Source organism: Methylocystis echinoides (genome assembly GCF_040687965.1).
Classification (GTDB): domain Bacteria; phylum Pseudomonadota; class Alphaproteobacteria; order Rhizobiales; family Beijerinckiaceae; genus Methylocystis; species Methylocystis echinoides_A.
In genome coordinates this window covers 1,437,806-1,457,785 of record NZ_CP156084.1, presented here as the reverse complement: position 1 = coordinate 1,457,785, position 19,980 = coordinate 1,437,806, and the positions used below count along the sequence as shown (strand labels likewise).

Below are 19,980 nucleotides of genomic sequence, written 5' to 3'. Positions count from 1 at the left end.
GAGTCACTGCGCCTTCAGCACCGCCCGACAGGCGTCCGGCAGCGCGGCCATGGTCATCGGCGGCCAGGACTTGCCCGACTTCTTGGGGTGCAACGCCTCGTCGGTGAACCACCAGGCGAGCGACTGGTCGCAGCCGTCGCCGGTGGGCGTCGCGTCCTGGTCCTTGCAGCTCGACCCGTCGGGGCAAAACAGTCGCACGTGGAAATGGTAATTGTGCCCCCACATGGGTCGCACCTTGCGCATCCAGGATTCGCCCTCGGCGGCGCGGCACAAGGCCCGCTTGATCGCCGGATTGACGAAGATCCGCTGCACCCTGGGCTCCAGGGCGGCGGCGCGGATCACGGCGAAATGCCCTTCGCTCCACACGTCCGGCCGGATGTCGAGCAGGTCCTCGCGCACGACGTCCGTCGCCGACATTTCCTCGCGCTCGGCGCGCGTCAGCTCGCGTTGCGGCATGGGCGTGAGCCAGATGTCCGCGTCCAGCCCGATCTGATGCGAGGCGTGGCCCGTGAGCATGGGGCCGCCGCGCGGCTGCGACATGTCGCCGATCAAGAGGCCCGGCCAGCCGGAGGCCTGCGCCGCCTTGGCCGAGAAACGCTCGAGAAAATTGACGAGGACCGGATGACCCCAGTTGCGGTTGCGCGACAAGCGCATGACCTGCCAGTGCGGTCCGTTGAACGGCAGCTGCTCGCCGCCCGCGAGACATCCGCGCGAATAGAAGCCGATGGGATTGGGGTCGAGCGGCGCGCCGTCCTGCGCGCGTCCGAACAGCTCCTTGGCCGGCGTCCCGGGGTCGGAGGGATGCGCGAGCGGCGGCAAAGGCTTGGGATCGAGCGTGCCTTTTTCCTGGGCGAGCGCCGCAGCGGCGAAAATCCCCATCGCCGCTAGAAAGATCGCGAGTGTCGATGCGCGCATGGTGATCGTGCCGTTGAGCCTGTTGCTAGACGTCCGCAGGCGACGCCATCGTCCAGCGTCAACCCTAACGTTTCATTTATATTGCCGGCTGCGCGCGGGGGCGCCACAATCTCGGCAATAAGTATTGTGTCGGAGCGTCTCTCATGCGTTTCAAACTTGTCTTTTTCGTGCTGGCCGCGCTCTTCGCCTCGCTCGGCGCCGCCCACGCCACCGCCAATATTCACATCGATCTTTCGACCCAGACCATGCGCGTCGAGTCCGGCGCGGGCAGCTATGTCTGGCCGGTCTCGACCGCCCGCGCCGGCTATTACACGCCGCGCGGCTCCTATGCCCCGACCGGCATGCAGCTCATGCATTATTCACGAAAATACCACATGTCGCCAATGCCTTACTCGATCTTTTTCCGAGGCGGCTACGCCATCCACGGCACCTATGCCACGGGCGCTCTCGGCCGGCCGGCGTCGCATGGCTGCGTCCGCCTTTCGCCGGGGAACGCGAAACGCCTCTATGAGATCGTGCAGGCCGAGGGCGGCAGCATTTCGATCACCGGCGCGCCGCCGGCGCGCGCCACCCGCTACGCCAAGACGCAGCGTCCCAACGCCGCCCGCTACGCCAGCCTGCGTCACGGCCATGGCCATGCCCTCGCCTATGCGCCGCTTCGCCATCTCCCGCGCGGGACCGTGCGCGGCTGGCAGGCGCATCCCATGCTGCCGTTCTACTGAAAGCGGCCCGAAGCGTAAGCTTGTCTTAACCTTGACTGCCCAGAGTAAGGCTGGAGCGTAGCCATTGTGGCTCCGCGGGGAACAGCGGCCTCGGCGTCAATCGCGAGGCCCTCAGGGCCAGCATGGGCGACATCATCGAGACGATCATCATCGGCGCGGGCCCGGCGGGCCTCACCGCGGCCTACACTTTGGCGAAGCAGGGGCGCGGCGCGCTCGTGCTGGAGCAGGACCCGGTCTATGTCGGCGGCATCTCCCGCACGGCGAGCTACAAGGGCTTTCTGTTCGACATCGGCGGCCATCGCTTCTTTTCGAAGTCGAAGGAGATCGTCGATCTCTGGAACGAAATCCTGCCGGATGATTTTCTCGAAAGGCCGCGTCTCTCGCGCATCTACTACCGGGGCAAGTTTTACGCCTATCCGCTGAAAGCCTTCGAGGCGCTCAAAAATCTCGGCCTCGTCGAGAGCGCCCTCTGCATGGCCTCCTTCGCCTATGCGAAAGCCTTTCCCGTCAAATCGCCGCGCACCTTCCACGCGTGGGTGCGCAATCAGTTCGGCGAGCGGCTCTTCGGCATTTTCTTCAAGACCTACACGGAAAAAGTGTGGGGCATGGGCTGCGACGAGATTTCCGCCGATTGGGCGGCGCAGCGCATCAAGGGCCTCTCGCTCGGCGCGGCGATCGCCGACGGCCTGCGCCGCTCGCTCGGCCTGCGCCGGGGCGGGGAGCCAGGCGCGAAGACCCTGATCGAATCCTTCCGATATCCGCGCCGCGGTCCCGGCATGATGTGGGACGCCTGCGCCCGCAAGATGCAGGACATGGGCGGCCGGTTGTTGATGGGGCGCCGCGTCGAGTCGCTCGCCTATGACGAGAGCGCGAAGCTCTGGACGGTGAGCGCGACGGACAGCACTGGCGCGATCGAGGTTTTCCACGCCCGCCATGTGATGTCTTCGGCGCCGCTGCGCGATCTCGTGAACGCGATCACGCCGACGCCCTTGAGCCTCTTCAACGCGCGCGCGCTCGCCTATCGCGACTTTCTCACTGTGGTGCTGATCGGCCGGCCGCAGCAGGAGTTGCCCGACAACTGGATCTACATTCACGATCCTTCGGTGAAGGTTGGGCGCGTGCAGAATTTTCGCAGCTGGTCGCCGGAGATGATCCCCGACGGGGTCTCCACCTGCCTCGGCCTCGAATATTTTTGCTTCGAGGGCGACGGCCTCTGGTCGGCGCGCGACGAAGACCTGATTGACCTCGCCAAGCGCGAGATCGGGCAGATCGGCTTGATGGCGCCCGACGACGTGACCGACGCCTGCGTCGTGCGTCAGGCGAAGGCCTATCCCGTTTATGACGAGGCTTACGCGCAAAACGTCGAGGCCATTCGCCGCGAGATCGCGACGCGCTTTCCCACGCTGCATCCGATCGGCCGCAACGGGATGCACAAATACAATAATCAGGACCACGCGATGATGACCGGCATGCTCGCCGCGCTCAACGTCGTCCGCGACGAAGAGCTTTTCGACGTCTGGCAGGTCAACGAGGACGCCGAATATTCCGAGGCCGGCGTCTCGGGGGCGGAGGAAGCGCTGTCGAGCGAGCGCCTGGTTCCGCGCAGGGTGGCGTGACCATGTCGCCTTTCGCCGACGCCCAAGGGGCGCTTTCCACACGCTTCGCGCCGGCGCGACTCCTGCGGTTCCTGCGCGACATGTTTCGTTACGGGGCGGCGAGCCTGGGGGCGCTCGCGCTGGATTACGGCGTCCTCATGATCCTGACGAAAAGCTTCGGCGTCGATTATCTGCACGCCGCCGCGGCGGGCTTTCTCGCCGGACTCGCGCTGATCTATTCGCTCAGTGTCCGCTACGTCTTCGAGGGAAGGCGCCGGCGCGCGCCGCACGTCGAAGTCGTCGGTTTCTTCACGACCGGCGTCGTCGGCCTGCTGCTGACCGAGGGCCTCATGCATCTTTTCGTGGCGCGCCTCGCCTTCCCGCTGACAATCGCGAAGGCGGCGACGGCCGGCGTGGTGTTCCTGTTCAATTTCGTCTCGCGCCGCAGCCTGCTGTTCAAGACGGCGCCTTGAAACGCTCTGGCTGGGACGCGACCCTTTTCGACGAGTGCTTGCGATGAGCGATATTGTCTCACGGGAACGTCCCTGGCCGGACCTCGAGCGCCCGGCGACGCTGCGGCGGCTACGCGTAAGCAACGCCGGCCTCGTCAAGGCGACCCTGCTTTGCGCTTTGGCGCCGATCGCCATCTTCGCGATTTTCCTGCAACCACTCGCCGCCGCGAGCCTGTTGACGGGCGGGGCTCTCATCGCCGCCCTGATCCTCTGGGGTTGGGCGCCCGGCGAACGCCTTTCCGCGCCGCTCGATTTCTCGCTTTACGCAGGCTGTCTGGCGATAAGCCTTGCGCTTTGCCTGCTGGGCGGCGAAGACCATCTCTTCTACGCCACATGGGATTGGTACACGCGCGACGCGGTGCTCGCCGATCTCGTCAACAACAAGTTCCCGGTGCTTTATCGCTATCAGGGCGCGGATTTCGTCTTGCGCGCGCCGCTTGCCATGTATATGGCGCCGGCGGCGATCGGCTGGGCCTATGGGCTCAGGGCCGCGCATCTCGCCCTGCTCTTGCAGAATGCGTTCCTGTTCGGCGCGATTTTTTATCTGCTCGCCTCTCTCACCAGTGGATTGAAGCTGCGTTTCCTGGCGCTCTTCCTCATGTCCGGTCCGATGGACGCCGTCCCGCAGCTGGTCCAATGTCTGTTGAAGGGTGAGGTCGTTCACCCGCACTTCATGTTCTGGAACCCGTTGGCTTCGTTTTGGGCGCAGCTGCCTCAACTCTTTTGGGCCCCCAACCACGCTTTCTCCGGCTGGATGATCGGGACGTTATGCCTCCTCCGCATGGGACGGGAAATCGATATTGCAATCTTGGCGATCAGTTCGATTATCCTGTTGTTCTGGTCGCCGCTTTCGTTGATCGGCGCGGCGCCCCTGCTTCTGGCCGCCGGCTGGAAAAGTCTCTCTCCGGCGCTCTTGCGACCACGCACGGCGGTCGCAGCGCTGGGGGGCGCTTTCATGCTGCCGCTTCTCGCCTATTTCTCTCTCGACGCGGCGACGCTCAGTAGGGGCTGGCTTTTCGAGAAACAGAGCTTCTTCCTCTGGTATCCGCTGGCGCTTGTCTTCGGCCTTCCTCAGTTATGGCTGTTGCTGCTGGCGCGAAAGGAAATCCCCGATCGGCTCAAACCGACCTTTTTCGCCGTTGGCGTCATCCTCGTTCTTTTTCCTCTCTATCGGTTCGGCGCGACGTCGCTCGACAATGAGATGGCGATGCGTGGGATTTTGACGCCGATGTTCCTACTCGGGGTCATCTTTGCGGAGGTGGCGCCGCGCCTGATCGACGGTCGCCGCGCCTATGCAGTCGCGACGCTGGCGATCGTGATGGCGTCCGCGATGACCGCCACGATGGAAATCAGGCGCGCGCTTTCCGATCCGCCGTATGAAATCAACGACTGCAATCTGCTGACGGCGACCGGCAAAATTCTTTCCTATCCGCTGCCCTCCAATTATCTCGCGCATGTCGAGAAAGCGCCGGCCTGGCTCGTCAGCACGCAGGGGCGCCGGTTGGAGATCGAGCAGCGCCAATGTTGGCCGGGCTTTGCGCTCATGGAGGGGAAATAGGCGAAGAAGGTCGATCATGCTTGCATCCGCGCCGACCGGCAATCCGAGCGAATCCCCCCGCGTGTCATCTGGCGGGGACCGCTCCCTCTCCGTCCTTATGATTGCAGCCCTGCTTTCCTGCGCGGCGCTGCTCGTCTTTCCACAGATCGAGGCGGTCTGGGGCGCCGGCGCTTTTTTCGACTCCGACGACGCCATGCGCGCCGTTCAGCTGCGCGACTTTCTCGCCGGCCAGGGCTGGTTCGATCTCACCGCCTATCGGCTCGATCCGCCATCGGGCCAGATCACGCACTGGTCGCGCGTCGTCGACGTTCCGCTCGCCGGTTTGACTCTCGCTTTCCGCGCCTTCCTCTCCCCCGAATTCGCCGAGCGCGCGACGCGCCTCGTTTTTCCCTTCGCGCTTCTCGCCGCGCTTCTCGCGCTTGCGGGTTGGCTCGCCGCGCTCCTGTCAGGCGCGGCGACGCGTCATGCGGCGATCTGGCTGACGGCGCTCTCCGGCCCCATGTTCCTCCAGTTTGCGCCCGGCCGTATCGACCATCACGCGCCCCAGATCGTAACGCTCCTGGCGGCGCTGTGTTTCCTGCTGCAGGGCCTCGACCCGCGCCAGGCGCCGCGCCTCGCCGTCTGCGCCGCGTTGATGGCGCTGTCCCTGGCGATCAGCCTGGAGAACTTGCCCTTTTTCATTGTGATGGCGTCTGCGCCGGCGCTGCTGTTCGTCCGCGACGGCGCGGCGGCGCGCGCCCAGCTCCTTTGCTTCGCCGCCGGCGCGCTCGTCGCCTTCCCGGCGCTTTACGTCGCGACCGTCCCGCGCGCCGCCTATCTGCAGCTGGCCTGCGACGCATTTTCGATCGTGCATCTCGCGGCGATCCTCGCCGGCGGCCTCGCCCTCCTCGTCCTGGCGGCGCTTGCGCCGCAGCTCGCGACCGCCCGCGCCCGCGCGGGCGTCCTCCTCGTCGCGGGCGCGGCCAGTCTCGCCGGACCGCTCCTCGTCGCGCCGCACTGTCTGGGCGATCCGCTCGGCGGCCTCGATCCTTTGCTGCGGCAGCTTTGGCTCGCCCATGTGACCGAGGCGCTGTCGCTCTCCTCCATCTTCGCAAAGAGCCCGGGCGCCTCTGTCGCCGTCGCCCTGCCTGTCGCCCTGGGGCTTTGCTGCGCCCTCGCCTTTGCCGGGTTCGCCCACGGGCTGGCGCGCCGGCGCTGGCTCCTCGTCGCCGGCGCCATCGGCGTCGGCCTCGCCGCCGGGATGTGGCAGATACGCGTCTTCTCCTCGGCGACCCCGCTGGCCATGGCGCCGCTGGCCGCGGCGATCGTCCGCGTCCTTGCGCCCTTGGAGGTCGCGTCCGCCCTGCGCGCCGCGCTCGTCGGCGTCGTCTGCGCCCTCGTCTCCCCCATTGGCCTCGCCCTCGCCCTGTCCTCGAGCGAGGCGGCCGGGCCGGGGGGCGAGCGCGCCTGCCTGAAGCCGCACGCCTTCGACTTTCTCGCCACATTGCCGCCGTCCCGCGTGCTTGCGTCGTTCAGCCTCGGCAGCCATGTCCTCGCGCATACGGCGCACAGCGTTTTCGCCGCGCCCTATCACCGCAACAACCACGGCAACCGGATCGCCGCGGATATTTTCCTCGCCCCGCCGGAGAAGGCCGAGGGTCTCGCGCGCAGGGCGGGGGCGGGGCTCGTCTTGTGGTGCGCGGCGACGGGCGAGCCCTCGCCGCTCGCGACGGCCGCGCCCGCGGGGCTTGCCGCCATGCTCGAGCGCGGCGAGGCTCCCCTCTGGCTGGAGCGACTTTCGCCGGATGGCGCGCCGCTCCTTGTTTTCGCCCTCAGACCCGTGGAATAGAGACGGCGACTTTCCGGTCACCTTTGGAAACGGGACGAAAACCTTGACCGCATTCGATCGCCGCCGCTTTCTCATGGGCGCCGGCGCGCTCGCCGCCTCGCCCGCCCTCGCGCAACCCTCCACGCAGGAGCTTCTCGACGAGCTTCAGGTCCGCGTCGACAACAGGTCCGTGCCCGAGCTTTGCGCCGAAAAGGACAATATCGAACTCGACTTCGTCTCGGCGCGGATTCGCAGCCTGCAAATCCAGGCGGTGCACCCTTCCTATATCAACACCATCGTCTCCGACCGCTGGGCCCCGGACTGGTCGAGCTGCGATCTCTCGCATGATCCGAAATTCTTCGCTCAGGCGCGCCGGCGCACCTTCTGGGAGACGCCGGAATTCTGGATGACCGGCTATACGTTCCCCTCCTTCTGGCGGCAGAACGACGTGCCGATCCGCGTCGGCGACACGGTCGAGCAGGGGTTCCATCTGGTGCAGTTCTGGATGTGGTATCGCGAGCGCGCCGAGGAGATCATGGTCTTCTATCCTCCCGACGGCTACTGGCGCGCGCGGCCGCTGCCCTTCGAGGATATGCGCTGGACGGCCTATGGCTCTTCCTTCCTCGTCGGTCCCGTGGAGACGCAGGAACGCCCGATGGTCGCTCTCGAGGAGATCGCCTTCGATCCGGCGTCACGCAGCTTCTCCCTGAAGTTCAAGCGCGGCGGCGAGGCGCGGCTGGCGTTGAAAAGCATCGATCAGGAGCGGCTGACGCTCGATATCTCCTTCAGCGACGCCATGCCGGGCGGGCGGCCCTTCGCGGCGCTGCGCTCCATGTACGCCATGGAGACGATGAGCGACGCCGCCATCGTCGCGTGGCGCTCCAAGCGCGGCAAGGGCTGGGAGGAGGCGCCGGTCATCGACTTTCCCGGCGCCAGCGCCACGGAAGTCTGGGTCGGCCGCCATCTGCCGTCGCGCCACAATCTTTCGGCGCCGGACATGGTGTTCTCGAAATTCCAGGGCGCGCCGGCGAAATGACGGCGCGCTGGGGCGCTCTCGATGCGGCGCGCGGGCTCGCCGTTCTGGCGATGGTCGTCTTTCATCTGATCTGGGACCTGGGGCATTTCGGCTATATCGAGCGCACGATCCCGTGGTCCGCGCCGGTGAAGGCCTTCGGCCATTCCATCGCCTTCGCGTTTCTGTTCATCGCCGGCGCCTCGCTCGTTCTCGCCCACCGCAACGGGATTTGCTGGGACGCCTTCTGGCGCCGCTTCGCCGTCGTCGCCGGGGCGGCGGCGCTGGTGAGCGTCGGGACCTACGTCGTTTTCCCGAGCGCCTTCGTGTTCTTTGGCATTCTGCATTGCATCGCGGCGGCGAGTCTGCTGTCGCTTCCCTTCCTGCTCCTGCCCTGGTCGGCGGCGCTCGCGGCCGGCGCGGCCTTCTTCGCCGCGCCTTACATCGTCGCGTCGTCCGCGTTCAATTCACATTGGCTGCAATGGCTGGGCCTCGGGACGGTCGAGCCGCTGACGCAGGATTGGCGGCCGCTCTTTCCCTGGGCGGGGGCCATGCTGCTGGGCGTGGCGGCGGCGCGGGCGTTCGTTCCTTTGTTGACGTTCAAGGTCCAGCCCGTCGCGCGCGGAAGGAAAAGCGCGCTGCCCTTTCTCGGCCGTCACAGCCTGCTGATCTATCTCCTGCATCAGCCGCTGCTCTTCGGCCTGTTCACGGCGCTGCTGATCGTCGCGCCGCCGGCGGAGGATACGCGCGACTTCATCGCCGCATGCGAGAGAAGCTGCGTCGATGAGGGTTCGACGCAGGCCTATTGTCACAGCTTCTGCGTCTGCACGGCAAAGGAGGCGATAAGCGGCAAGGCGCTCGACGGGGCGCGAGACGACGCCGAACGCGGGCGGCGACTACAGGAAATGGCGCGTCGGTGCATGGCCAGATAGCCGGCGCCTGTCAGCGCCGCGCTTGGCCTTGGGCTTGATGGCCGGGACAAGCCCGGCCATGACGCCCGCCAGGGATCACATCCCGCCGAGATGCTCGGCGACGGTGAAAATGTCTTTGTCGCCGCGGCCGCACATGTTCATCACCATGAGGTGATCCATGGGCTTCTGCGGCGCGAGGTCGAGCACCTTGGCGAGCGCGTGCGAGGGTTCGAGCGCCGGTATGATGCCTTCGAGCTTGGAGCAGAGCTGGAAGGCGGCGAGCGCCTCCTTGTCGGTCGCGCTGATGTAGGTGACGCGGCCCGTCTCGTGCAGCCAGCTGTGCTCCGGCCCGATGCCGGGATAATCGAGGCCCGCCGAGATCGAATGGCCCTCGAGAATCTGGCCGTCATCGTCCATCAAGAGATAGGTGCGGTTGCCGTGCAGCACGCCCGGCTTGCCGCCGGTGAGCGAGGCGGCGTGGCCGTTGGGCACGCTAATGCCGTGGCCGGCCGCCTCGACGCCGTAGATCTCGACGGAAGGGTCGTCGAGGAAGGGGTGGAAGAGGCCGATGGCGTTGGAGCCGCCGCCGATGCAGGCGACGAGCGAATCGGGCAGACGCCCCTCCATCTCCTGCATCTGGACGCGCGTTTCATTGCCGATGATCGACTGGAAGTCGCGCACCATCGCCGGATAGGGATGCGGGCCGGCGGCCGTGCCGATGCAGTAGAAGGTGTCGGCGACATTGGTCACCCAATCGCGCAGCGCCTCGTTCATCGCATCCTTCAGGGTGCGCGCGCCCGACTGCACGGGAATGACTTCGGCCCCGAGCATTTTCATGCGGAAGACGTTCGGCTTCTGACGCTCGACGTCGACTGCGCCCATATAGACGACGCATTGCAGGCCGAAGCGCGCGCAGGCGGTCGCTGTGGCGACGCCATGCTGGCCCGCGCCCGTCTCGGCGATGATGCGCTTCTTGCCCATGCGCCGCGCGAGCAGAATCTGCCCCAGCACATTGTTGATCTTGTGCGCGCCGGTGTGATTGAGCTCGTCGCGCTTGAAATAGACCTTGGCGCCTTTGCCGGGCTCGGCCTTCTCCCGCACATAGTCGGTGATGCGCTCGGCGAAATAGAGCGGCGAGGGGCGTCCCACGTAATGCTTGTGGAGTCCCTTGAGCTCCTCGTGGAAGGCCGGATCGTCCTTGGCGTCCGCATAGGCCTGTTCGAGGTCGAGCACGAGCGGCATCAAGGTCTCGGCGACGAAACGGCCGCCGAAAATGCCGAAGCGGCCGTTCTCGTCCGGGCCGGCGCGGAAGGAATTGGGAAGCGGCTTGGTCACCTGGGCGTTCCTCTCTGGCGAATCGCCCCCTCCTGTCCCTTCCCCGCTCCGCGGGAGCGGGAACGCTCGCGATCCGCGGCGTCCATGAAGGTCACACCCGACCCCCTCTCCCGCAAAGCGGGGGAGGGCTGGGGAGGGGGCGAAAGACGCGACTCTTTCTAGCGAGAACCTTTAGAGCCTCCAGGCGCTATTTCAAAGCGACCGGACGGCGGACACAAATTTCTCGATCAGGGCGGAGTCTTTCACGCCCCTCTCGCGCTCGACGCCGGACGACACGTCGACGGCGGGCGCGCCGGTGCGGCGCAGCGCCTCGGCGACGTTGCCGGCGTCGAGGCCGCCGGAGAGCATCCACTTCTTATCGCTGATCCCCCGCAACAGATCCCAATCGAAGGCGACGCCCGCGCCGCCCGGGACAGCGGCGCCGGGGGCAGGCTTGGCGTCGAACAGCAGCACGTCGGCGACGCCCTGATAAGCCTGCGCCGCAGCGACGTCTCCAGCCGCCGCGACGCCGACCGCCTTGATGACCGGAAGCCCGAAGCGCGCCTTCGCCGCCGCGACGCGCGCGGGGCTTTCCTTGCCATGGAGCTGCAGCATGTCGGGCGCGAGCGCGTCGACGATCTCTTGCAGCGCAGAGTCGCCGGCGTCGACGGTCAGCGCCACTTTGGCGATGCGCCCCTGCGCCATCAGGCCCAGCGTGCGCGCGGTTTCGAGATCGATATGGCGCGGGCTCTTCTCGAAGAACACGAAGCCCGCCATGTCGGCGCCGGCCCCGATGGCGGCGAGCAGCGTCTCGGGGGACGAGAGGCCGCAGATTTTGACGATCGTCTCAGGCATGTCCGGGGTCATGGCCGCGCTTGCCGCGGCCATCCACGTCGGGCCGCCTCAAGCAACATGGTGACGTTCGCAACGTGGATGGCGGGCTCGAGGCCGGCCAGGCCGGGACAAAGGCGCCGGCTATCCCCGATTATAGACGTCCTCGAAACGAACGATATCGTCTTCGCCCAAATAAGAGCCGGTCTGCACTTCGATCAGCTCCAGATCGATCTTGCCGGGGTTGGTGAGCCGATGCTTGCAGCCGATCGGCAGATAGATCGACTCGTTTTCGTGCACGAGATGCAGCTCCTCGTCGCGGCCGACCTCGGCGGTGCCGCGCACCACGATCCAGTGCTCGGCGCGATGGAAGTGTTTCTGCAGCGAGAGGCGCTCCCCCGGCTTCACGACGATGCGCTTGACCTGATAGCGCTGGCCTTCGTCGATCGCCTGATAATAGCCCCAGGGCCGGAAGATGCGCTTGTGCTCGCCGGCTTCGCGGCGGTTCTGCGTCTTGAGCTGGTCCACGAGCTGCTTCACCCGGTCGCCATGTTCGTGGTTGAGCACGAGCACGGCGTCCTGCGTCGTCACCACGATGACGTCATTGACGCCGACGACGGTGGTCAGCGTGTCTTCCGAGCGGACATGGACGTTCGAGGCGTCCATCACGACGCCCTGGCCGCGCACCGAATTGCCGAATTCGTCGCGCTCGGAAAGCTCCCAGACCGCGCGCCAGGTGCCGACGTCCGACCAGCCGATGTCGGCGGGGATCAGCGCCGCTTTGTCGGTCTTCTCCATCACCGCGTAGTCGATGGACTTTTTCGGCGCGCGGGCGAAGGCCTCGGCGTTGAGCACGCAGGCGCCGAGATCCTTGCTCGCGCCGTCGATCGCCGCCTCGGCGGCTTCGGCGATGGCGGGCTCGAAACGCGCGATCTCGGCCTGCATCACATCGGCGCGGAAAATGAAATTGCCGCTGTTCCAGTAATAGCCGGCGTCGATGTAGCGCTGCGCCGTCTCGCGGTCTGGCTTTTCGACGAAGGCGTCGAGCTTGAGCACTTCCCCGCCCGGATGGATCGGCGCGCCGGGCTGCAGATAGCCGTAACCCGTGGCCGGGTGGTCCGGCTTGACGCCGAGCGTGACGATAAAGCCCTCGGCGGCGGCCTCTCCGGCCTTCTTGCACAATTCGGCGAGGCCGGCGCGGTCGCGCACGACATGGTCGGCGGCGAGCACGACGACGACCGTCTCCGGCGCGCGGCGCGCGGCGAGGCCGGCGGCCACGGCGACGGCCGGACCGGAATCGCGGCGCGAGGGTTCGAGGACGATGTCGGCCTCGGCGCCGATCTGGCGCAGCTGGTCGGCGATGAGGAAGCGATAGTCCTTATTGGAGATGACGATCGGCGTCTCGAAGGCCGGATCCGCCAGCATGGCGATGGTGGTCTGGAAGGTGGAGCGCTCGCCGACGAGCGGGATGAACTGCTTGGGCAGGGTCTCGCGCGACTCGGGCCACACCCGCGTGCCCGAACCGCCGCACATGATGACCGGCAAGATTTTTTGCATCTCAATCCCTTTTCAGCCCTTCGAGCGATTCGCTTCCGCGGCGCGCCAGCGGCTCATGAATCACGCCGGATGATTGGTTTCTCGAAATTTCCGAAAAGCCAGACCGTCGGCTTCGCCTGAAATGAAGGCGCGCTGGCGCGCCCGGCTTCAGCCCGAACAACGTCAATCAGCCCGTTTCTTGGCGACAATTTGACCAAAGCCGGCGCAAGGTCAGCCCTTGCCCTTCTTCTCGAGCTCCGCCTTGAGCGCGGCGAGCTTCGCGAAGGGCGAGTCCGGGTCGGGCTGGCGCGCGCGCTTTTCAGCCGGGGGGCCGCCTGCCGGCCTGGGCCGGCGCTCGTCACGGGGGCCGCCACGGTCGGGGCGGTTCTTGTCGAAACGCGGCTTGCTGGCGTTGCGCGGAGCGCCCTCCGGCGCCGCGCCCGCTTCGGCCGGACGCGGCCGGTCGCGCCGCGGCGGCCGGCGCTCGCCTTCGGCGCCGCCTTCCCGGCGTTGCGGCGCGCCATGGCGGCGGGGTCCGCCCGTATGGGCGTGGCGCTGGGGCGCCCAAACCTCGATCGTCGCCGGGGCTTCTTCCGCCACAGCTTCCACGGGCGCTTCGGGGGACGCCTCGGCGGTGGCGGCCGCGGCTTCGACCTCGCCCTCCGTTTGCGGCGCCTCGGGCGCGGCTTCGGCGGCGATCGGCGCTTCCGGCGCGTTGGCCTCCGTCGCCATTGGCTCGACGGCCTCGGCGGGCGCTTCGGGCGCTTCGGGCGCTTCAGGCGCTGTTTCGGCAGTCGCGTCGCCCTCGGCGGGTTTCGGGGCGATCGGCTCGGTCGGGGCGGCCGGGATCAGCGGCGCGGTGATCGCCGGACCGGGACGCTGGGTCGCGCCGTAGCCGAGCGATTTCAGGATGGAGGAAAAGGCCTCGCCCGAGCAGCCGGTGAGCGAGGTCATCGCCACGGTGACGACGAAGCCCTCGCCGTCGGCCGCGCCGGGCGGCGGGTCGCCGGCGGTGACCCCCGGCTTATAGGCGATCGCCGGGCGAATGAGATCGGCGAGGCGCTCCAGAATATCGACGCGCACGACGCGGTCGCCGCAGACTCGGAATCCGGCGGCGCGGTAGAAACCCTTGTGGATCGTGGCGTCCGCGGCGAATGAGGTGCGTCCCGAGGCGGCGAGATGCGGGACTTCGTCGAGCCCCTTCACATTGTCGAGCCCGCCGTGCTGGAGCGCCCAGAGCAGCGACGCGAGCGTGCGCGGCGCGGGCTTCAGCAGCAGCGGCAGATAGATGTGATAGGCGCCGAAGCGCACGCCGAGCTTGCGCAGCGCGCCGCGGTCCTCCTGGGAGAAACTCTTGACCTCCTTGGCGACGCGGGCGCGGTCGAGGACGCCGAGCTCCTCGGCGAGCTGGAAGGCGACGCCGCGCGTCACGCCCTCGAGACCCTCGCCCTTTTCGAGCTGCTCGAGCGGCCCCAGCAGTTTCTTCACATGCTGCGCCAGCCAGAGATTGAGGCGCGTCTGGACCTTTTCCAGCGCCGCCCCGGTCAATTGCTCGTCGGCCAGAACGCGCGTCGTGGGCGCCAGCACGCTCGCGCCGGCGGCGATCTTGGCGACAGGCTCCCCGAGCCAGCGGATGACCCCGTCATTGCCGAGCACGAATGCGTCGTCCACCGCGTCGAAGACGCGCGTCGCCCGCGCCTCGAACTCCCCGGCGAGGGCCTTTTGGGCGGCGGCGTTCAAGGCCTTGGCGGCCTCGCCCGCCGCGCCCGGGTCCGGCGTGAAGCGAAAACCCTGGAGGCTCCCGACATGCTGGCCTTCGACCAGGACGTCGCCGGCGGCGTTAATTTCGGCTTCGAGCATTGCGTTCTCTCTTAGGCGGCGCATCAGCACGCTGGTGCGGCGATCGACGAAACGCTGCGTCAAGCGGTGATGCAGCGCGTCGGACAGGCTGTCCTCTACCCGACGCGCGACGCTCTGCCAATGCTCGGCGTCGTCGAGCCAGCCGGATCGGTTGGCGATGAAGCTCACCGTGCGCACCTGCGCGAGCCGGTAGGAGAGCGTGTCGATGTCGCCGTCGACCCGGTCGACGGCGGCGATCTGGCGCGCCATCCAGTCGGCGGGAATCCTGCCTTTTCGCGCAATGAAGCTAAACACTGACAGCGCGAGCTCGGCGTGGGCCTGCGGCGAGGTTTTCCGATAGTCGGGAATTTGGCAGGCTTCCCATAGCCTTGCGACGTCGGCTGGCGCCTTGGCGTTTTTCTGCGCGACCTCGTCGCGGCTCGCCGCCTCCAGCGCCAGCTGATCGACGGCGATGGGGGCGCGGGTAAAGCGGGGGTGGTCGGGCGTCTTTTCGAGCGAATTGAGCAGGGCGCGCGGCGACGAAAAATCGAGGTCGCTGTTGCGCCACTGCAGAAGCTGGACCGGATCGAAGCGGTGATCCTCCAGGGCCTCGATCAGCTCTTCCTCGAAAGGCGGGCAGCGCGCGGTCGCGCCAAAGGCGCCGTCGCTCATATGGCGTCCCGCGCGCCCGGCGATCTGGCCGAATTCCGCCGGGGTGAGGCGGCGGTAGCGCCAGCCGTCGAACTTCCGGTCCGAAGCGAAGGCCACATGGTCGACGTCGAGATTGAGGCCCATGCCGATGGCGTCGGTCGCGACGATATAGTCGACGTCGCCGGATTGGAAGAGCTCCACCTGGGCGTTGCGGGTGCGGGGGCTGAGCGCGCCGAGCACGACGGCGGCCCCGCCGCGCGCGCGCTTGATCCATTCGGCGATGGCGTAGACTTCCTCGGCGGAGAAGGCGACGATGGCGCTGCGCGGGGGCAGGCGGGAGATTTTCTTGTCGCCGGCGAAACTCAAGCGAGACAGGCGCGGGCGCGTGAAGATGGGCGCGCCCGGAAAAAGCTCGCCAATCATCGGCGCCATGGTGCCGGCGCCGATCAGCAGCGTCTCCTGCCGCCCGCGCCAGCGCAAGAGCCGGTCGGTGAAAATATGGCCGCGATCGAGATCGGCGGCGAGCTGAATCTCGTCGATCGCGACAAAATCCACGTCGATGTCGCGCGGCATCGCCTCGACCGTCGAGATCCAGTAGGCCGGCGCCCGCGGCTTGATCTTCTCTTCGCCGGTGACCAGCGCGACATTGGCGGCGCCGGCCTTGGCGACGACGCGATTGTAGACCTCGCGCGCCAGAAGCCGCAGCGGCAACCCGATGGCGCCGCTCGGAAAGGAGAGCATGCGCTCGATGGCGTGATGGGTTTTTCCGGTGTTGGTGGGGCCGAGCACCGCCGTCACCCCATGGGCGGCGGCGCGGGCGCCCGGCGGGAGCGGCGCCATGATTTTTTGTCGCTTCTTCTTTTTTCTCTCGCAGCGGTCTTTTGCGCCCGCGCCGTCTCATATCGGAACTTTCGGCGCCGCGCGACTTTACCTTTTGAACAGCCTGCGAACGAATCGCGGCCGAATCGCTCACCCGCCGCGAGTCACGCTCTGTTCCGACAGAATATAGGGGCTGCTCGGACTCCTGGCCCAAATTGTTGGCCCCGGCAGATGCGCGGCGCGACGGGCGCACTCCGCCGCCGAGACGGGAGCGAGAGGCTTTGTCAATCGCCCAAACACGCCGCCCCCCGGGCCCGGCGTTAACCCTTGGGGCCGACCGGGAACGGAGGCGGCACGAATCGCTGACAGCCGGCTGTTGGCCTCGCGTTCGCCGCGATGTTGTGGCCGGCGCGATCCTCTGGCCCCAGATCTGGATCGGCGGCGCGCCAGCGCAGCGTGGCGCCCAAGCGTTTTTGCGGGTCGATCCTTAACGCGCATTCCGTTCTGGCGCAGGGCGCGAAATTCGCGCGTCTCTTCGAGTCCCGCGGCGCCGTCGAGACGAGCAGGCGCGTCGGAAGAAAATCGTTAACGGCGCGCCGGGAGGCCGAGGCGCGGCGTTCCGATCCGGCGCTTAAGCTAAGCATTAACCATTTCGGAGCCATAGTCGACACAGCCAAGCCTGCGTTGGGAGCAGGCGGCGGCGGCCGGGGCGTTTCCGGCGCCCGCGGACGGACGAGACATGAAAGTAGTGGTGCTGACGGGCGGTCTGGGCACGCGTCTCGCGGAAGAGACCTCGGTGCGCCCGAAACCGATGGTGGAGATCGGCGGCCGCCCGATCCTCTGGCACATCATGAAAATCTATTCGGCGCACGGCTTCAACGAATTCGTGCTGTGCCTGGGCTACAAGGGTTATTGCATCAAGGAGTTCTTCTCCAACTATTTCCTGCACATGTCGGATGTCACCTTCGACATGCGCACGCAGGAGATGGAGGTTCATCGTCGCGCGGCGGAGCCCTGGCGCGTGACGCTGGTCGACACCGGCGACGCCACCATGACGGGCGGCCGCATCAAGCGAATCATCGACTATGTGAAGGACGACGACGTCTTTGCGCTCACCTATGGCGACGGCGTCTCCGACATCGACCTGACCGCGCAACTCGCCTTCCATCGCGCGCATGGGAAGATGGCGACGGTCGCCGCCGTGCGACCGGAAATGCGATTCGGCGCGATGACGCTCGCCGGCGACCGCGTCACGGCCTTCGCCGAAAAACCCGTCGCTGAAAGCGCCTATGTCAGCGGCGGTTTCTTCCTGCTCTCGCCGAAAGTCGGCGAGCTCATCGAAGGAGATGACACCGTCTGGGAGCACGAGCCGATCAACTGGCTCGCAGCGAATGACGAATTGCGCGCCTTCGAGCACACGGGCTTCTGGCGGCCGATGGATACGCTGCGCGACAAGCTCTTCCTCGAAGAAGAATGGAACGCCGGCCGCGCGAAGTGGAGGATCTGGTGATCGGCTCTGCATTCTGGCTCGGCCGGCGCGTATTCGTGACCGGCCACACCGGCTTCAAGGGCTCCTGGCTGACGCTCATGCTCGCGCGGTTGAACGCGCGCGCCACCGGCTATGCGCTGGCGCCGCCGACGCGGCCCAGTCTTTTCGCCCTGGCGAAGGCCGCCGATCACATCGAGGATCAGCGCGGCGACGTGCGCGATCTCGATGCGGTGACGCGCGCGATGTCGGCCGCTGCGCCGGAGATTGTGATCCACATGGCGGCGCAGCCGCTCGTGCGCGCCTCCTACGCCGACCCGATCGGCACCTACGCCACAAACGTGATGGGCACGGCGCATGTGCTCGAAGCCGCGCGCCGGGTCGAGAGCGTGCGGCTCGTTCTCGTCGTCACCACGGACAAATGCTACGAGAACCGCGATTGGCTGTGGGGCTATCGCGAGACCGACGCGCTCGGCGGGCATGACCCTTATTCCAACAGCAAGGCCTGTGCGGAGCTCGTCACGGCCGCCTACCGCGATAGTTTCTGCCGCGCCAAAGATATTTGCGTCGTCTCGGCGCGCGCGGGGAATGTCATCGGCGGGGGTGATTTCGCCGCCGACCGCATCCTGCCCGACGCTTTGCGCGCCTTTGTCGCGGGCCGCGCGCTGAAGGTGCGCCAGCCGAAGGCCGTGCGGCCCTGGCAGCATGTGCTGGAGCCGCTCTCCGGCTATCTGGCGCTGATCGAGAGAGCTTTCTCGGCGACGCCCGACGCGCGTCTCGACGGCGGCTTCAACTTCGGCCCCGGGCCGGAGTCTGAACGCAGCGTCGAGGATCTGCTCACGCATTTCATATCGGCCTGGGGCGCCCCCGCGATATGGGAGCGCGACGGCGACGATCATCCGCATGAGGCGCGGCTGCTGCGGCTCGACACGGCCAAGGCGCGCGAGCTCGTTCACTGGACGCCGCTCCTGGATTTCCAGCAGGCCGCGCAATGGACGGCGCATTGGTATCGCGCCTTCGTCGACGGCGCCGACATGGCGGATGTCACGCAACAACAAATCGACCGCTATCTCGGCAGCCGCGTGCGGCTGACCTCGCCTTTCGCGGACGACGCCAAGGACAAGAGACATGAGCAACGCAGTGTCGCAGGCTGAACGGCTTCGCGCGCAGATCCTCGATCTCGTCGGGGAGTATCATCGCCTCGCGCATCCTCCCGCCGGCTTTACCCCCGGCCAGTCTCCGGCCCCGGTCTCCGGCCGCGTCTTCGACGCGCGCGATATGCAGGCGCTCGTCGATTCGGCACTCGACTTCTGGCTGACGACGGGACGCTTCAACGATGCATTCGAGACGCGGCTCGCCGCTTATGTCGGCGCGCGCAAGGCGCTCACGGTCAATTCCGGTTCGTCCGCCAACCTCGTCGCCTTCTCGGCCTTGACGTCGCCGACGCTGAGACAGCGCGCGCTGCAGCCGGGCGACGAAGTCATCACCTGCGCCACGGGCTTTCCGACGACGGTCAATCCGATCCTGCTGTGGGGCATGGTTCCGGTCTTTGTCGACGTCGACATCCCGACCTATAATATCGACGTCGACGCCGTCGAGGCGGCGATCACGCCGAAGACCAAAGCGATCATGGTCGCTCATACGCTCGGCAATCCTTTCAACGCGCGCCGCGTCAAGGAGCTTTGCGCGCGTCATGGCCTCTGGCTCATCGAAGATTGCTGCGACGCGCTGGGCGCGATGGTCGACGGCCAGCATGTCGGGGCTTTCGGCGACGTCGGCACGCTTTCCTTTTATCCGGCCCATCACATCACCATGGGCGAGGGGGGCGCGGTCTTCACGAACAATAATCACCTTGCAAAAGCCATGGAGTCGTTTCGCGACTGGGGCCGCGACTGCTATTGCGCGCCCGGCCGCGACAACAGCTGCAACAAGCGCTTCGGCTGGCGGCTCGGCGATCTTCCCAAGGGCTATGACCACAAATATGTCTATTCGCATCTGGGCTTCAATCTGAAGATCACCGACATGCAGGCGGCCGTAGGGCTCGCGCAGATGGACCATCTGGAAAGCTTCATCGTCGCGCGCCGTCACAATTTCAATTTACTGAAGGCGGTCCTCGCAGAACTCGAAACGTTTTTCATCCTTCCCGAAGCGACCGCCGGAACGGAGCCCTCCTGGTTCGGCTTTCCGCTGACGCTGCGCCCCGACGCGCCCTTTACGCGCGATGCGCTGGTGGTCCATCTCAATCAAAAGAAGATTGGCACGCGCCTGCTGTTCGGCGGCAATCTCGTGCGCCAGCCCTATATGAAGGGGCGCGCTTTCCGCGTCAGCGGCGACTTGAAAAACGCCGACGTCGTCGTCGACCGCACATTCTGGATCGGCGTTTATCCGGGCCTCACGGAGCAGCATGTCGCTTACATGCTCGACGCGATCACGGACTTCTGCCGGCAAAACAGCATGAAGGCGGCGGTCTGA

At 66.7% G+C, this 19,980-nt stretch carries 15 protein-coding genes; 10 read left to right on the top strand and 5 right to left on the bottom strand.

The features are described from left to right. Window positions 1–3: 3 nt before the first annotated feature. Window positions 4–915, bottom strand: coding sequence for a penicillin-insensitive murein endopeptidase (mepA, locus tag RVU70_RS07040; RefSeq protein ID WP_363350369.1), 912 nt, complete (start codon window positions 913–915; stop codon window positions 4–6). A gap of 143 nt (window positions 916–1,058) precedes the next feature. On the opposite strand from mepA, the gene RVU70_RS07035 reads away from it, so the two are divergent. From RVU70_RS07035 to RVU70_RS07005, 7 genes are all read left to right on the top strand, one after another. Beyond that, window positions 1,059–1,637, top strand: coding sequence for a L,D-transpeptidase (locus RVU70_RS07035; protein ID WP_363350368.1), 579 nt, complete (start codon window positions 1,059–1,061; stop codon window positions 1,635–1,637). Window positions 1,638–1,759: 122 nt separating this feature from the next. Beyond that, the gene (locus RVU70_RS07030; protein ID WP_363350367.1) at window positions 1,760–3,253 is read left to right on the top strand and encodes an NAD(P)/FAD-dependent oxidoreductase; all 1,494 of its coding nucleotides are present in this window, start codon (window positions 1,760–1,762) and stop codon (window positions 3,251–3,253) included. A 2-nt stretch (window positions 3,254–3,255) separates the two neighbouring features. Continuing rightward, window positions 3,256–3,705, top strand: coding sequence for a GtrA family protein (locus RVU70_RS07025; RefSeq protein ID WP_363350366.1), 450 nt, complete (start codon window positions 3,256–3,258; stop codon window positions 3,703–3,705). Between the two features lie 43 nt (window positions 3,706–3,748). Then, entirely contained in the window at window positions 3,749–5,302 is a 1,554-nt protein-coding gene (locus tag RVU70_RS07020) for a hypothetical protein (RefSeq protein ID WP_363350365.1), read from the top strand. Window positions 5,303–5,318: 16 nt separating this feature from the next. Further along, window positions 5,319–7,130, top strand: coding sequence for a hypothetical protein (locus tag RVU70_RS07015; RefSeq protein ID WP_363350364.1), 1,812 nt, complete (start codon window positions 5,319–5,321; stop codon window positions 7,128–7,130). A gap of 73 nt (window positions 7,131–7,203) precedes the next feature. Continuing rightward, on the top strand, window positions 7,204–8,145 hold the full coding sequence (locus RVU70_RS07010; protein WP_363351257.1) for a hypothetical protein: 942 nt from the start codon (window positions 7,204–7,206) through the stop codon (window positions 8,143–8,145). Continuing rightward, on the top strand, window positions 8,142–9,053 hold the full coding sequence (locus RVU70_RS07005) for a heparan-alpha-glucosaminide N-acetyltransferase (RefSeq protein WP_363350363.1): 912 nt from the start codon (window positions 8,142–8,144) through the stop codon (window positions 9,051–9,053). Before RVU70_RS07010 ends, RVU70_RS07005 begins: the two co-directional genes overlap by 4 nt. A 75-nt stretch (window positions 9,054–9,128) precedes the next feature. Here RVU70_RS07005 and trpB read toward each other — a convergent pair whose 3' ends face one another. The 4 genes from trpB to RVU70_RS06985 all read right to left on the bottom strand — a co-directional run bounded on the left by trpB (window position 9,129) and on the right by RVU70_RS06985 (window position 16,043). Beyond that, on the bottom strand, window positions 9,129–10,367 hold the full coding sequence (trpB, locus tag RVU70_RS07000; RefSeq protein WP_363350362.1) for a tryptophan synthase subunit beta: 1,239 nt from the start codon (window positions 10,365–10,367) through the stop codon (window positions 9,129–9,131). Window positions 10,368–10,559: 192 nt separating this feature from the next. Further along, on the bottom strand, window positions 10,560–11,213 hold the full coding sequence (locus RVU70_RS06995; protein ID WP_363350361.1) for a phosphoribosylanthranilate isomerase: 654 nt from the start codon (window positions 11,211–11,213) through the stop codon (window positions 10,560–10,562). Window positions 11,214–11,321: 108 nt separating this feature from the next. Further along, a complete protein-coding gene (locus RVU70_RS06990) occupies window positions 11,322–12,734 on the bottom strand; it encodes a mannose-1-phosphate guanylyltransferase/mannose-6-phosphate isomerase (RefSeq protein WP_363350360.1) in 1,413 nt (470 codons plus the stop codon). Window positions 12,735–12,944: 210 nt separating this feature from the next. Continuing rightward, a complete protein-coding gene (locus RVU70_RS06985; protein WP_363350359.1) occupies window positions 12,945–16,043 on the bottom strand; it encodes a helicase-related protein in 3,099 nt (1,032 codons plus the stop codon). Window positions 16,044–16,761: 718 nt separating this feature from the next. On the opposite strand from RVU70_RS06985, the gene rfbF reads away from it, so the two are divergent. Genes rfbF through rfbH form a run of 3 tightly spaced genes read left to right on the top strand, consistent with a single transcriptional unit; the run spans window position 16,762 to window position 19,980 of the window. Then, entirely contained in the window at window positions 16,762–17,532 is a 771-nt protein-coding gene (gene rfbF, locus RVU70_RS06980; protein WP_363350358.1) for a glucose-1-phosphate cytidylyltransferase, read from the top strand. Further along, window positions 17,496–18,662: a CDP-glucose 4,6-dehydratase gene (rfbG, locus tag RVU70_RS06975; RefSeq protein ID WP_363350357.1), complete on the top strand. Its 1,167-nt coding sequence runs from the start codon at window positions 17,496–17,498 to the stop codon at window positions 18,660–18,662. Before rfbF ends, rfbG begins: the two co-directional genes overlap by 37 nt. After that, window positions 18,637–19,980, top strand: coding sequence for a lipopolysaccharide biosynthesis protein RfbH (gene rfbH, locus RVU70_RS06970; RefSeq protein WP_363350356.1), 1,344 nt, complete (start codon window positions 18,637–18,639; stop codon window positions 19,978–19,980). The genes rfbG and rfbH overlap by 26 nt, the downstream gene beginning before the upstream one ends.

Excerpts from the sequence above, each read along its gene's own strand:
- RVU70_RS06985 (WP_363350359.1), bottom strand. The coding sequence starts at position 16,043 with ATGGCGCCGCTCCCGCCGGGCGCCCGCGCCGCCGCCCATGGGGTGACG.
- RVU70_RS07025 (WP_363350366.1), top strand. The coding sequence starts at position 3,256 with ATGTCGCCTTTCGCCGACGCCCAAGGGGCGCTTTCCACACGCTTCGCG.
- RVU70_RS07030 (WP_363350367.1), top strand. The coding sequence starts at position 1,760 with ATGGGCGACATCATCGAGACGATCATCATCGGCGCGGGCCCGGCGGGC.
- RVU70_RS07010 (WP_363351257.1), top strand. The coding sequence starts at position 7,204 with ATGGGCGCCGGCGCGCTCGCCGCCTCGCCCGCCCTCGCGCAACCCTCC.
- RVU70_RS07015 (WP_363350364.1), top strand. The coding sequence starts at position 5,319 with ATGCTTGCATCCGCGCCGACCGGCAATCCGAGCGAATCCCCCCGCGTG.
- mepA (WP_363350369.1), bottom strand. The coding sequence starts at position 915 with ATGCGCGCATCGACACTCGCGATCTTTCTAGCGGCGATGGGGATTTTC.
- RVU70_RS07020 (WP_363350365.1), top strand. The coding sequence starts at position 3,749 with ATGAGCGATATTGTCTCACGGGAACGTCCCTGGCCGGACCTCGAGCGC.
- RVU70_RS07035 (WP_363350368.1), top strand. The coding sequence starts at position 1,059 with ATGCGTTTCAAACTTGTCTTTTTCGTGCTGGCCGCGCTCTTCGCCTCG.
- rfbF (WP_363350358.1), top strand. The coding sequence starts at position 16,762 with ATGAAAGTAGTGGTGCTGACGGGCGGTCTGGGCACGCGTCTCGCGGAA.
- RVU70_RS06995 (WP_363350361.1), bottom strand. The coding sequence starts at position 11,213 with ATGACCCCGGACATGCCTGAGACGATCGTCAAAATCTGCGGCCTCTCG.
- rfbG (WP_363350357.1), top strand. The coding sequence starts at position 17,496 with ATGGAACGCCGGCCGCGCGAAGTGGAGGATCTGGTGATCGGCTCTGCA.
- RVU70_RS07005 (WP_363350363.1), top strand. The coding sequence starts at position 8,142 with ATGACGGCGCGCTGGGGCGCTCTCGATGCGGCGCGCGGGCTCGCCGTT.
- RVU70_RS06990 (WP_363350360.1), bottom strand. The coding sequence starts at position 12,734 with ATGCAAAAAATCTTGCCGGTCATCATGTGCGGCGGTTCGGGCACGCGG.
- rfbH (WP_363350356.1), top strand. The coding sequence starts at position 18,637 with ATGAGCAACGCAGTGTCGCAGGCTGAACGGCTTCGCGCGCAGATCCTC.